At 60.8% G+C, this 12,425-nt stretch carries 12 protein-coding genes; 10 read left to right on the top strand and 2 right to left on the bottom strand.

Annotated elements, in window-relative coordinates; translation table 11 throughout:
- The first annotated feature begins 2 nt into the window (after window positions 1-2).
- Complete coding sequence (locus ACYZTZ_RS24410; RefSeq protein WP_008152802.1) at window positions 3-593, top strand: LON peptidase substrate-binding domain-containing protein; 591 nt, start codon at window positions 3-5, stop codon at window positions 591-593.
- On the opposite strand, the gene ACYZTZ_RS24405 is transcribed toward ACYZTZ_RS24410, so the two are convergent.
- Entirely contained in the window at window positions 594-1,910 is a 1,317-nt protein-coding gene (locus ACYZTZ_RS24405; RefSeq protein WP_461999945.1) for a bifunctional DedA family/phosphatase PAP2 family protein, read from the bottom strand. It abuts the gene before it with no gap.
- Between the two features lie 124 nt (window positions 1,911-2,034).
- Complete coding sequence (locus ACYZTZ_RS24400) at window positions 2,035-2,730, bottom strand: DNA-3-methyladenine glycosylase (RefSeq protein WP_461999944.1); 696 nt, start codon at window positions 2,728-2,730, stop codon at window positions 2,035-2,037.
- Between the two features lie 189 nt (window positions 2,731-2,919).
- On the opposite strand from ACYZTZ_RS24400, the gene ACYZTZ_RS24395 reads away from it, so the two are divergent.
- From ACYZTZ_RS24395 to ACYZTZ_RS24355, 9 genes are all read left to right on the top strand, one after another.
- Window positions 2,920-4,191 (top strand): glutamate-5-semialdehyde dehydrogenase, encoded by a 1,272-nt coding sequence (locus tag ACYZTZ_RS24395; protein ID WP_461999943.1) that lies wholly within the window; start codon window positions 2,920-2,922, stop codon window positions 4,189-4,191.
- A gap of 1 nt (window position 4,192) precedes the next feature.
- Window positions 4,193-4,882, top strand: a complete 690-nt coding sequence (gene nadD, locus ACYZTZ_RS24390; protein ID WP_259696405.1) for a nicotinate-nucleotide adenylyltransferase — start codon at window positions 4,193-4,195, stop codon at window positions 4,880-4,882.
- A 72-nt stretch (window positions 4,883-4,954) separates the two neighbouring features.
- Window positions 4,955-5,449 (top strand): ribosome silencing factor, encoded by a 495-nt coding sequence (gene rsfS, locus ACYZTZ_RS24385; RefSeq protein WP_033054148.1) that lies wholly within the window; start codon window positions 4,955-4,957, stop codon window positions 5,447-5,449.
- 9 nt (window positions 5,450-5,458) lie between these two features.
- Entirely contained in the window at window positions 5,459-5,926 is a 468-nt protein-coding gene (gene rlmH / locus ACYZTZ_RS24380; RefSeq protein ID WP_007937439.1) for a 23S rRNA (pseudouridine(1915)-N(3))-methyltransferase RlmH, read from the top strand.
- A 10-nt stretch (window positions 5,927-5,936) separates the two neighbouring features.
- Window positions 5,937-7,832: a penicillin-binding protein 2 gene (mrdA, locus tag ACYZTZ_RS24375; protein WP_461999942.1), complete on the top strand. Its 1,896-nt coding sequence runs from the start codon at window positions 5,937-5,939 to the stop codon at window positions 7,830-7,832.
- A gap of 31 nt (window positions 7,833-7,863) precedes the next feature.
- Complete coding sequence (gene rodA / locus ACYZTZ_RS24370) at window positions 7,864-8,967, top strand: rod shape-determining protein RodA (protein WP_046048707.1); 1,104 nt, start codon at window positions 7,864-7,866, stop codon at window positions 8,965-8,967.
- A 17-nt stretch (window positions 8,968-8,984) separates the two neighbouring features.
- Entirely contained in the window at window positions 8,985-9,995 is a 1,011-nt protein-coding gene (mltB, locus tag ACYZTZ_RS24365; RefSeq protein ID WP_347803401.1) for a lytic murein transglycosylase B, read from the top strand.
- Window positions 9,995-11,005, top strand: a complete 1,011-nt coding sequence (locus ACYZTZ_RS24360) for a septal ring lytic transglycosylase RlpA family protein (RefSeq protein ID WP_461999941.1) — start codon at window positions 9,995-9,997, stop codon at window positions 11,003-11,005. The genes mltB and ACYZTZ_RS24360 overlap by 1 nt, the downstream gene beginning before the upstream one ends.
- A gap of 183 nt (window positions 11,006-11,188) precedes the next feature.
- Complete coding sequence (locus ACYZTZ_RS24355) at window positions 11,189-12,346, top strand: D-alanyl-D-alanine carboxypeptidase family protein (RefSeq protein ID WP_033054153.1); 1,158 nt, start codon at window positions 11,189-11,191, stop codon at window positions 12,344-12,346.
- Window positions 12,347-12,425 lie beyond the last annotated feature (79 nt).

Raw genomic sequence — 12,425 nt, 5'->3', positions numbered from 1 at the left:
CTATGAGCTTGCCGCTTTTTCCGCTGAACACGGTGTTGTTTCCTGGCTGCATCCTCGATTTGCAGATCTTCGAGGCGCGCTACCTGGACATGATCAGTCGCTGCATGAAACAGGGCGGCGGCTTCGGCGTAGTGTGCATCCTCGACGGCGAAGAGGTCGGCATCGCCCCGGCGGGCTACGCGCTGGTCGGATGCGAGGCGCTGATCACTGATTTCAAACAGCAGGACAACGGCTTGCTGGGTATTCGGGTACAGGGCGGACGGCGTTTCCACGTGTTGCGCACCGAAATTCAGCGCGATCAGCTGACCGTCGCCGAGGTCGAGTGGCTGGAAGACGAGCCTGAGCAGCCGTTGCAGGACGAGGACGCCGACCTGGTTGCGCTGCTCAAAGCCTTGGCCGAACACCCGATGGTCGAAGCGTTGAACATGGGCACTGAAGCAACCGGGCAGCAGTCATTGGCCAATCAGTTGGCGTACCTGTTGCCGTTTGCCGAAGTGGACAAGATCGACCTGCTGCAACTCGATGATCCGCAGCAGCGACTGGATGCGATTCAGGCGCTGCTGGATGAGTTGCAGGGTGAGTTGTTTGCCTGATCAGTAGGCATACCGCAACATCGCATGCGGTAAGTGCCGCAACGCGAAGAACCCGAACAGCGCCACCATTGCCGGCAACACCAACCACCAGACCTTCGGTGGCAAGGCGTTGAGCGGCGCCGGACGTTGACTCAGCCACAAACTCGCGGCACACACGCACGCTGCCAGCATCGCGCCGGCCAGCACATCCGTTGGCCAGTGGGCGCCCAGGTACACTCGCGACAGGGCAATCGCCAGCGCGGGCAAGCAACCTAGCAGCAGCCAGGTCAGGCGCATGCGCGGTGGTTGTCCGCGGCCGGCCAGCACGGCCAGCGTCAGAAACAGCGCAAAAGAGCCCGAGGCGTGGCCGCTGGGCATGCTGTAGCTGGTCAGGGGATCGCTCAACACTTCCGGGCGTACACGGGCGAAAAAGTGTTTGGTCGCGGTGTTGCCCAGCGCGGTGCACAGCAGGGTGCTACCGGCGAAAATCGCCTGGCGCCATTGCCGGGTGAGCAACAGCAAACCCGTCAGCAGGGCGCTGAACAACAGCATGTTGCGAAACTCGCCGATCAGCGTGAACGTCACCGCCACTTCATCGAGCAGCGGGCTGCGGTGTTCCTGCACCAGGGTCATCACACCCTGATCGAGGGCGGTCAGGTGCGGATAGCCGATAAACAGTCCCGCCAGAATCAGAAAGCTCATTCCAGTAATCAGCATCGTCGCTTTGCGATGACGGCGCATGCTGCTGGTGATGCTCAAGCCCACCATGAGGGCGATGCTGCCGGCGACGATGCCGGCCTCAGGCCAGAAACCCTCCGGCAACGGCAGGCGAATCGCCGCCCCTGTGGCCCAGCCGGGCAGCAGATAGGCAACGCTCCAACCGGCGGCAGCCAGCAGACTGACGGCGGCGAAGCGCGGGAAGGGCATGTCGAACATCCCCGCGACCATCGGCAACATCGGTCGCAGCGGACCGATGAAACGCCCGACCAACAGGCTGGCGATGCCGTAGCGCTGGAAATACGCTTCGGCCCCGGCGATCCATTCCGGATGATGGCGCAACCCTGGCAGGCGCCGGATGTTCTGATGGAAATGTCGTCCGAGGAAGTACGAAATGATGTCGCCCAGCACGCCGCCGAGGAACCCCAGTAACAGCGTTTCGCCCAGCGACAGCGCGCCGCTGCCGGCCAGAACCGCCACGGCAAACAGCAACACCGTACCGGGCACGATCAGCCCGGCAATCGCCAGGCATTCCACAAAGGCCACTATGAACACCGCCGCGGCCAGCCATTGCGGGTTGACCGTCAACCAACCGGTCACGCTATCGAGCCATGGGCCCATAAAAACAACTCCATTTTACGAATTGACCCCGGCGTAGGAGCTGCCGAAGGCTGCGATCTTTTGATCTTGATCCTTTAAAGGCAAAAGATCGCAGCCTTCGGCAGCTCCTACGGGGGGATTGTGTTTACAGCAAAAAATAATCGCGACCTTCGATCTGCCCCCGTCGCAGCGGGTTGCGCGTGCAATACGGTGCGTAAGCCGCATCGACGAAGCGGTACATCAAATGCTCATCGCGCCCGTGCGGAATGCCCAGGCGCGTGGTTTGTATGATGTGAACGGGCGCCGGGCCGACATCTTCCACCAGCAGCACTTCATGGTCGAAGCGCTTGGCGTCCCAGACCGGCACCTTCAGGCCCAGCGCCTTGCAGAGCAAAGTCTGTCCAGCGCAAAGCTTTTGCGAGGGGCGTGGGCGACCTTGGGCGTCGGGATTGTTCGATAGCATCTGCGCCAGGCTCGCCGGCCCGCTCAAGTCATCGACCCACGGATAGGCGGATTTGATCAGCACAGCATTGCCCGGACCCTGGGCGCTGAAGTTCAGGGAATCGCCGCCACGGGCGTAGTACATATAGATGTGGCCGCCATCCAGAAACAAAGCCTTACGTTTTTCTGTGTAGCCGAGGGAGGCGTGGCTGCCTTTTTCTTCGCAGTAATAGGCTTCAGTCTCGATAATTCGGGCGCTGAGCCACAGGTCGCCGACCCGGTGACGAATGACTTTGCCGAGTAAATCCCGGGCCAGCGTTTGGGCATCTCTGTCGAAAAATGCATCCGCGAGCCCCTTGGGCAGGCTCGTCGCGGACGTGCGAACAGTCAGGTTAGTCATGATGAACGGCGTTTATCAGGGCTGATTGAGTCGCGATGATAACAATTTGCGGCTTAATCACGGCTGAACGTCGGCAAATTGCCCTCCATTTCGACCATCCGCCCGTCACCGCTGTTAGTCCCGGGACGCGACAGCTATAATCTGCCGCTTTACTCTTTACCAAGACCTTAGCAAAGACCACTCCAGACCATGACTGAGTCCGTTCTTGACTACATGACCCGCCTGGGTCGCGCTGCCCGCGAAGCTTCTCGCGTCATCGGCCGTGCCAGCACCGCGCAGAAAAACCGCGCCTTGCAGGCTGCTGCCAATGCGTTGGACGCTGCTCGCGCCGAGCTGACGGCTGCCAATGAACTGGATTTGGCCGCTGGCCGTGCCAATGGTCTTGAGCCTGCATTGCTTGAGCGTCTGGCGGTGACCCCGGAACGCATCGACGGCATGATCGTCGGTTTGCGTCAGGTAGCGGCTCTGCCGGACCCGGTCGGCGCGATCCGCGACATGAGCTTTCGGCCGTCGGGCATTCAGGTCGGCAAGATGCGCGTGCCGTTGGGCGTGATCGGGATCATCTACGAATCCCGGCCGAACGTGACCATCGATGCCGCCAGCCTGTGCCTGAAGTCCGGCAACGCGACCATCCTGCGCGGCGGCTCCGAGGCGATTCATTCCAACCGTGCCATTGCCGCCTGCATCCAGCGCGGTCTGGCCGAAGCCGATTTGCCTGCCGCCGTGGTGCAAGTGGTCGAAACCACTGACCGTGCCGCCGTTGGCGCACTGATCACCATGCCTGAATACGTCGACGTCATCGTGCCCCGTGGCGGCCGTGGCCTGATCGAGCGCGTTAGCCGTGACGCCCGCGTGCCGGTTATCAAGCACCTGGATGGTATCTGCCACGTTTACGTCAGTGCCCATGCCGACCTGCCGAAAGCCCAGCGCATCGCGTTCAACGCCAAGACTTACCGTTATGGTATCTGCGGCGCCATGGAAACCCTGCTGGTGGACCAATCGATCGCCAAGGATTTCCTGCCATCGATGGCGGCACAGTTCCGCGAAAAAGGCGTCGAGCTGCGCGGCTGCGAACGCACCCGGGCGGTCATCGAGGCTGTTGCAGCGAGCGAAGAAGACTGGAACACCGAGTACCTGGCGCCGATTCTTTCGATCCGTGTGGTCGACGGGCTGGACCAGGCCATCGAACACATTAATAAGTACGGCTCCCATCACACCGATTCGATCGTCAGCGAAAACCTTGCCGACACCCGGCGTTTCGTCGCGGAAGTCGATTCATCGTCGGTGATGATCAACACCCCGACGTGCTTCGCCGATGGCTTCGAATACGGATTGGGTGCCGAGATTGGCATTTCTACTGATAAGCTGCACGCCCGCGGCCCGGTGGGCCTCGAAGGTCTGACCTGCGAGAAGTACATCGTGGTCGGTGATGGCCAGTTGCGCGGCCAGGCGTCGGACTGACTTGGGCGACCTCGACCTGTCAGCCCCGGTAACCGCCAGCGAGCCTGCGCCTCGACGCATTGGCATGCTGGGCGGAACCTTCGACCCGGTGCACATCGGCCATTTGCGCAGTGCGCTGGAAGTCGCCGAATCGCTGGCGCTCGATGAGCTGCGTCTGACACCCAGTGCCAGACCGCCTCATCGCGGTACGCCGCAGGTATCGGCGAAAGACCGTCTGGCGATGGTCGAGTGCGCGGTGGCCGGTGTGGCGCCGCTGGTGGTGGACGCCCGCGAATTGCAGCGGGACAAACCGTCCTACACCATCGACACCCTGGAACTGATGCGCGCCGAACTGGCCGCTGAAGACCAGGTTTTTCTACTTTTGGGCTGGGACGCATTTTGCGGCCTGCCCACTTGGCACCGCTGGGAAGAGTTGCTCCAGCATTGCCACATCCTGGTGCTGCAACGCCCGGATGCCGACAGCGAGCCGCCGGATGCCTTGCGCAATCTGTTGGCGGCACGCTCGGTGAGCGACCCGCTGGCCCTCAAAGGGCCGAGCGGACAGATTGCATTCGTCTGGCAGACACCGCTCGCGGTATCCGCCACCCAGATCCGTCAACTGCTGGCCAGCGGTAAGTCGGTACGTTTCCTGGTGCCCGACGCGGTCCTGGCCTACATCGATGCGCACGGTCTCTACCGTGCGTCGAACTGAAAAAGGGCGCGCTTCAAAACACGTGAACGCGTGTACCGAAGCGCCCGAACATACGAGCAAAACGAGTTTTATATGACGAACAAAGACGTAACTAAAGTAAAGCGCAAAGGCACGTTCAAGAGCGCCCCGCTGCCAGTAGAAGTTCCAACCGGCCCTGAGCTGCGCGGCGAAGAGCTGGTCAAGGTTGCCGTAGCGGCCCTGGAAGACGTGAAAGGCCAGGACATTCAGGTAATCGACGTTCGTGAAAAGCAGAGCATCACTGACTTCATGATCATCGCTACCGGTACCTCCAACCGCCAGATCGGCGCGATGCTGGATAAGGTCCGCGAGGCGGTCAAGGCCCTGGGCGTCAAGCCGCTGGGTGAAGAAGGCAAGGGCGACAGCGACTGGGTCCTGCTGGATATGGATGATGTCATCGTGCACATGATGACCGCGTCGGCTCGTCAGTTTTACGACCTGGAGCGTCTGTGGTCCGGTGCAGAACAGAGCCGTGCTCTGAACGCGGCTCACCACAGCCCGGAAAACACCCATGAGCACTTCGTCAAGCTCAACAAAGACCAGCAATAAGGGACCGCTGTGCGACTGCGACTGATCGCCGTCGGTTCACGCATGCCCAAGTGGGTGGAAGAAGGCTGGCATGAATATGCCAAGCGTCTTCCGTCCGAGCTGGCGCTGGAACTGGTGGAAATACCGCTCAACACCCGTGGCAAGAACGCCGACGTGGCGCGCTTCATCCGTCAGGAAGGCGAAGCCATGCTGGCCAAGGTCGGGCCGAACGAGCGCGTTGTGACCCTCGAAGTCCACGGCAAGCCCTGGAGCACCGAGCAGCTGGCGGTCGAGCTCGATCGCTGGCGGCTGGACTCGCGCACGGTGAATTTCATGGTCGGCGGCCCCGAAGGGCTGGCGCCGGAAGTCTGTGCCCGGGCCGATCAGCGCTGGTCGCTCTCGCCGTTGACGTTGCCGCACCCGCTGGTGCGAATCCTGATCGGCGAACAGCTGTATCGTGCCTGGACAGTCCTGTCCGGCCACCCTTACCACAAGTAGTTCTGCCCTCATGCCCCAGCCGATCCGCATCAAGGACCACGAAAAAGACGCCCGTCTGGTGCGTGGCCGCGTCGTGTTCGGGGCAATTGCGGTCGTGACGCTGATCGGTGTGCTGATCGCGCGGCTGTATTTCCTTCAGGTGATCCAGTACGAGTACCACTCGACCCTGTCGGAAAACAACCGCGTCCATGTGCAGCCGATTCCGCCGACTCGGGGCTTGATCTTCGATCGCAATGGCGTGGTGGTGGCGGATAACCGACCCAGCTTCAGCTTGAGCATGACCCGAGAGCGCTCCGGCGAATGGCAGCAAGTGCTCGACGTGATCGTCGAAGTGCTGGAGCTGACACCCGAGGATCGGGTGATCTTCGAGAAACGCATGCGTCAGGGGCGTCGGCCGTTCGAGCCGGTGCCGATCCTGTTCGAGCTGACCGAAGAACAGATCGCCCGCATCGCGGTGAACCAGTTCCGTCTGCCGGGCGTGGAAGTGGTCGCGCAGCTGGTTCGTCACTATCCGCAGGGCGCGCACTTTGCGCACTCGGTGGGTTACATGGGGCGGATCAACGAGAAAGAGCTCAAGTCTCTGGACCCGGTGAGTTACAGCGGCACCCATCAAATTGGCAAAACCGGCATCGAGCGCTTCTACGAGCCCGAATTGCACGGTCAGGTCGGTTACGAAGAAGTCGAGACCAACGCCCGTGGCCGCGTGCTGCGGGTACTCAAACGTACCGAACCGATTTCCGGCAAGGACATCGTCCTGAGCCTGGACATCAAATTGCAGGAAGCCGCCGAAGCTGCACTCGGCGGTCGCCGTGGCGCAGTGGTGGCGCTGGACCCGAAAACCGGCGAAGTCCTGGCGATGGTCAGTCAGCCGAGTTTTGACCCGAACCTGTTCGTCACCGGCATCAGTTTCAAGGCCTATTCCGAGTTGCGCGATTCAATCGACCGACCACTGTTCAACCGCGTGTTGCGTGGTCTGTACCCGCCGGGCTCGACCATCAAACCGGCCGTGGCAATTGCCGGCCTGGATTCTGGCGTTGTGAACGCGTCGAGTCGGGTGTATGACCCCGGCTATTACCAGTTGCCCAACTACGATCACAAATACCGTAACTGGAACCGTACCGGTGACGGCTACGTCGATCTGGACACGGCGATCATGCGGTCCAACGACACCTACTTCTACGACCTGGCCCACAAGCTGGGAATCGATCGGTTGTCGGCGTACTTGAGCAAGTTCGGCATCGGCCAGAAGGTTTCGCTGGACATGTTCGAAGAGTCGCCGGGGCTGATGCCTACACGTGAATGGAAGCGTGCAACCCGGCGTCAGGCCTGGTTCCCGGGTGAAACGCTGATTCTGGGGATCGGTCAGGGCTACATGCAATCAACGCCATTGCAACTGGCCCAGGCCACGGCGCTGGTCGCGAACAAGGGGGTCTGGAACCGTCCGCACCTGGCCAAGACCGTCGAAGGCGAGCGGCCGAAGGATGAAAACCCGATGCCGGACATCATCCTGCGTGACCCGTCCGACTGGACCAAGGTCAACCACGGCATGCAACAGGTGATGCACGGTGCCCGGGGTACGGCACGCAAAGCGGCGATCGGCGCGCAATACCGCATCGCCGGCAAAAGTGGTACGGCCCAGGTGGTCGCGATCAAGCAGGGCGAGAAGTACGACCGCTCCAAGGTTCAGGAACGCCATCGCGACCACGCCTTGTTCGTCGGCTTCGCACCCGCCGACAACCCGCAAATCGTGGTGTCGGTGATGGTCGAGAACGGCGAGTCCGGTTCCGGCGTCGCAGCGCCCGTGGTGCGTCAAATCATGGACGCCTGGCTTCTGGACCAGGACGGTCGGTTGAAGGCCGAATACGCCAGCCCTATCAGTGCGGAGGCTACGGCCCGTGAAGAGTAATTTCGATCGCATCCTCTCCAGCGAGGATGTGATGCGTCGCCGCGCGACGCTGTTGCAACGCATGCACATTGACGGCCCGTTGCTGATCCTGCTGCTGACCCTCGCCGCCGGCAGCCTGTTCGTGCTGTATTCGGCCAGCGGCAAGAGCTGGGACCTGTTGGCCAAGCAAGCCACCTCGTTCGGCATCGGCCTGGTGTCAATGATCGTCATCGCCCAATTCGAGCCGCGCTTCATGGCCCGTTGGGTGCCGGTCGGTTATGTGGTCGGCGTGCTGTTGCTGGTCGTCGTGGACGTCATGGGCCACAACGCCATGGGCGCCACGCGCTGGATCAACATTCCCGGGGTGATCCGCTTCCAGCCCTCGGAATTCATGAAGATTCTGATGCCGGCGACTATCGCCTGGTATCTGTCCAAGCGCACCTTGCCGCCGCAGCTCAAGCATGTGGGCGTCAGTCTGTTTCTGATCGGGTTGCCGTTTATCCTGATCGTGCGTCAGCCCGACCTCGGCACTTCGCTGCTGATTCTCGCCGGTGGCGCGTTCGTTCTGTTCATGGGCGGCCTGCGCTGGCGCTGGATTCTCAGCGTGATTGCCGCGGCTGTGCCGGTGGCGGTCGGCATGTGGTACTTCATCATGCACGACTACCAGAAGCAGCGAATCCTGACCTTCCTCGATCCCGAAAGCGATCCGCTGGGCACTGGCTGGAACATCATTCAATCGAAAGCCGCCATCGGTTCCGGCGGTGTGTTCGGCAAGGGCTGGTTGCTCGGTACCCAGTCGCACCTGGACTTCCTGCCGGAAAGCCACACGGACTTCATTATTGCGGTCATGGGCGAAGAATTCGGCCTGGTGGGGATCTGCGCACTGCTGCTGATTTACCTGCTGTTGATTGGCCGCGGACTGGTGATTACCGCCCAGGCCCAGACATTGTTCGGCAAATTGCTCGCGGGCAGCCTGACCATGACGTTTTTTGTTTACGTTTTCGTCAACATCGGTATGGTCAGTGGCCTGTTGCCGGTTGTGGGGGTGCCGTTGCCGTTCATTAGCTACGGAGGAACCTCGCTGGTGACGCTGCTGTCAGCGTTTGGGGTTTTGATGTCGATCCATACCCATCGCAAGTGGATCGCTCAGGTTTGAATAAGGTGAAGATTTCAATGCAAGTAATGCGTGGCTGGGCGACTCGATATGCGCCATGGGTCGGCCTGGTAAGCATCCTTGGCACAGCGCAGGAAGCGTTGGCCGGCGATTACGAAGGCTCACCGCAGGTGGCTGAATTCGTCGGTGAAATGACCCGCGACTACGGTTTTGCCGGTGAACAGCTGATGGGCGTGTTCCGCGAAGCCGAGCGCAAGCAGTCGATTCTGGACGCGATCTCGAAACCGGCCGAGCGGGTCAAGCAGTGGAACGAGTACCGCCCGATGTTCATCACCGACGCGCGCATCGCCCGTGGTGTGGACTTCTGGCGTCAGCACGAGGCGGTACTGGCCCGTGCCGAGCAGGAATACGGCGTGCCGGCGCAGGTTATTGTTTCGATCATCGGCGTTGAGACCTTTTTTGGTCGTAATACCGGCAATTTTCGGGTAATCGACGCCTTGTCGACCCTGGGTTTCGACTATCCTCCCCGTGCCGAATTTTTCCGCAAGGAATTGCGTGAGTTCCTGTTGCTGGCGCGGGAAGAGCAGGTCGATCCGCTGACCCTCAAAGGCTCTTACGCCGGGGCGATGGGTTTGCCGCAGTTCATGCCGAGCAGTTTTCGCGCCTATGCGGTGGACTTCGACGGTGACGGCCACATTAATATCTGGACCAATCCGGACGATGCCATTGGCAGCGTCGCCAGCTATTTCAAGCGTCACGGCTGGGTCGCCGGCGAACCGGTGGTCAGCCGCGCCGATGTGCGTGGCGATCAGGTGGACGAAGGTTTGACCACAGGCATCGAACCGACTAAAACCGTCGGGGAGTTGCGGGCGCTGGGGTGGTCAAGTCATGATGCGCTGCGCGATGATATGCCAGTCACGGCTTTCCGCCTGGAAGGTGACAATGGCCCCGAATACTGGATGGGCCTGACGAATTTTTACGCAATCACGCGTTATAACCGCAGCGTGATGTACGCCATGGCCGTACATCAACTGTCTGAACAGCTGGTCCAAGCACGGGGCGTCAAGTAATGCGGGCATTGCCTATGAATAAACCCCTGAAGCTGATGGCATTCGCCGCGTTGGCGGTGCTGGTCGCCAGTTGTTCGACCAGCCGTGCGCCGACCCAGAAGTCTTCCACCGCCGTGCGCGCAGCGCCAGGCCTGGACATCAACCGCGCGCACAAAGATGGCGCGCCGTGGTGGGACGTCGATGTATCGCGCATCCCGGATGCCACGCCGACCCTGCATACAGGTCCTTATAAAGCCAACCCATACACCGTGCTGGGCAAGACTTATTTCCCGTTGCAGGAATCCAAGACCTACGTGGCCTCGGGCACTGCGTCCTGGTACGGCACCAAGTTTCACGGTCAGAACACCGCCAATGGCGAGGTTTACGACCTGTACGGCATGAGTGCTGCTCACAAGACCTTGCCGCTGCCAAGTTACGTTCGGGTGACCAACCTGGACAACAACAAGAGCGTAGTCCTGCGAGTCAACGACCGCGGGCCGTTCTACTCGGACCGCATCATCGACTTGTCCTACGCCGCCGCCAAAAAACTCGGCTATGCCGAAATCGGCACGGCGCGGGTCAAGGTTGAAGGCATTGACCCGCAAACGTGGTGGGCTGCCAAAGGCCGTCCGGCGCCTTTGATGCTCAACGAGCCTCAAGTAGCGCAAAATGCCGCGCCGACGATTACCGCTTCGGCGGGGACGGTAGAGCAGTGGACGCCACCGCCGCAGCAACACGCTTCGGACACTGTGCCCGTGCCGATCGATGCAAAAAAAAACGCTTCTGTACCAGCCTCTGGCCAGTATCTGCAGGTGGGCGCGTTCGCCAACCCGGACGCTGCAGAACTCCTGAGATCGAAGCTCAGCGGGATGGTGAGCGCTCCGGTGTTCATCAGTTCGATCGTGCGCAATCAACAGACGCTGCATCGGGTGCGCCTGGGGCCGATCGGCTCGCCGGGTGAAATCCAGCAAGTGCAGAACAGTGTGCGCCTGGCCAATCTCGGTTCGCCGAGCCTGGTCACTGCCGAGTAAGACGTAGTACTTGATTGACGGTTCGCTTGCGGTTTGGGGGGCGGACCTGGTTGTTGGCTCGTTAAAGAACAAAAGCCCGGCAAGGGTTCTGAGTGAACGACTGAACACGCGATGGCCCGTTAGAAGGCTGTCTGATTAGTTTTGCCCCTTAGGGCAGTTTCCATTAGCGATTTCGAGAGACGGATGAACATCACCACCTTTGCCAAACGCCTGTGTCTGCTAGTCCCGCTGCTCCTCTCGCCTGCCGCTTTCGCGGTCGAGATGATGCCGTCGCCACCGCAACTGGCCGCCAAAGCCTATGTACTCATGGACGCCAGCAGCGGCAATGTGCTGGTGGAGAACAACGGTGACCAGCGTCTGCCTCCGGCCAGCCTGACCAAGCTGATGACCGCGTACATCGCGACCCTGGAAATCCGTCGTGGCCAGATCGGCGAAAACGACCCGGTGACCGTCAGTGAAAACGCCTGGCGTACCGGCGGTTCGCGGATGTTCATCAAGGTTGGCTCGCAAGTCACTGTCAGCGACCTGCTGCACGGCATCATCATTCAGTCGGGTAACGACGCCAGCGTTGCGCTCTCCGAGCACATCGCCGGCAGCGAAGACGCCTTCGCTGACATGATGAACAAAACCGTGGCCGATCTGGGCATGACCAACAGCCACTTCATGAACCCGACCGGCCTGCCGAACCCTGAGCACTACTCGTCGGCTCACGACATGGCGGTCCTGGCTCGCGCGATCATCCACGAAGACCCGGCTCACTACGCGATCTACTCGCAGAAAGAGTTCTTCTGGAACGGCATCAAGCAACCTAACCGTAACCTGCTGCTGTGGCGCGACAAGACGGTCGACGGCCTGAAAACCGGCCACACCGACGAAGCCGGCTACTGCATGGTGTCTTCGGCAGTACGTGATGGCATGCGCCTGATCGCTGTGGTGTTCGGTACCAACAGTGAAGTGGCTCGCGCCTCTGAAACCCAGAAGCTGCTGACTTACGGTTTCCGTTTCTTCGAAACCCAGACGTTTTATCAGAAAGGCGCTGAGCTGGCTCAGGCTCCTGTCTGGAAAGGCACCACCAATCAAGTCAAGGCCGGCCTGGCTGAAGACCTGACCATGACCCTGCCAAAAGGCCAGCTGAAAAAGCTCGCCGCCAGCATGACCATGAACCCGCAACTGGTTGCGCCGATCGCCAAGGGCGACGTAATCGGTAAAGTCGAAGTGAAGCTGGACGACAAAGTCGTGCACAGCGCTGATCTGATCGCTCTGGACGCGGTCGACGAGGGTGGTATCTTCCGCCGCATGTGGGATAGCATCCGTCTATTCTTCTACGGCTTGTTCAACTGAATTAGTGTGGACCTGCATGGCCCTGTTCCAATCCGGAGCGGGGCCATGTCCGTTGCCACGGCTTACGAGGCCGTTACGC

This window comes from Pseudomonas sp. LB3P58 (assembly GCF_054897895.1).
The sequence above is the reverse complement of the archived record's forward strand: the minus strand, read 5'-3'. Positions and strand labels throughout refer to the sequence as shown.

Coding starts and splice junctions, on each gene's coding strand:
- rsfS (WP_033054148.1), top strand. CDS start 4,955: ATGACGAACAAAGACGTAACTAAAGTAAAGCGCAAAGGCACGTTCAAG.
- mltB (WP_347803401.1), top strand. CDS start 8,985: ATGCAAGTAATGCGTGGCTGGGCGACTCGATATGCGCCATGGGTCGGC.
- ACYZTZ_RS24395 (WP_461999943.1), top strand. CDS start 2,920: ATGACTGAGTCCGTTCTTGACTACATGACCCGCCTGGGTCGCGCTGCC.
- rodA (WP_046048707.1), top strand. CDS start 7,864: ATGCGTCGCCGCGCGACGCTGTTGCAACGCATGCACATTGACGGCCCG.
- ACYZTZ_RS24405 (WP_461999945.1), bottom strand. CDS start 1,910: ATGGGCCCATGGCTCGATAGCGTGACCGGTTGGTTGACGGTCAACCCG.
- ACYZTZ_RS24360 (WP_461999941.1), top strand. CDS start 9,995: ATGCGGGCATTGCCTATGAATAAACCCCTGAAGCTGATGGCATTCGCC.
- mrdA (WP_461999942.1), top strand. CDS start 5,937: ATGCCCCAGCCGATCCGCATCAAGGACCACGAAAAAGACGCCCGTCTG.
- ACYZTZ_RS24400 (WP_461999944.1), bottom strand. CDS start 2,730: ATGACTAACCTGACTGTTCGCACGTCCGCGACGAGCCTGCCCAAGGGG.
- ACYZTZ_RS24410 (WP_008152802.1), top strand. CDS start 3: ATGAGCTTGCCGCTTTTTCCGCTGAACACGGTGTTGTTTCCTGGCTGC.
- ACYZTZ_RS24355 (WP_033054153.1), top strand. CDS start 11,189: ATGAACATCACCACCTTTGCCAAACGCCTGTGTCTGCTAGTCCCGCTG.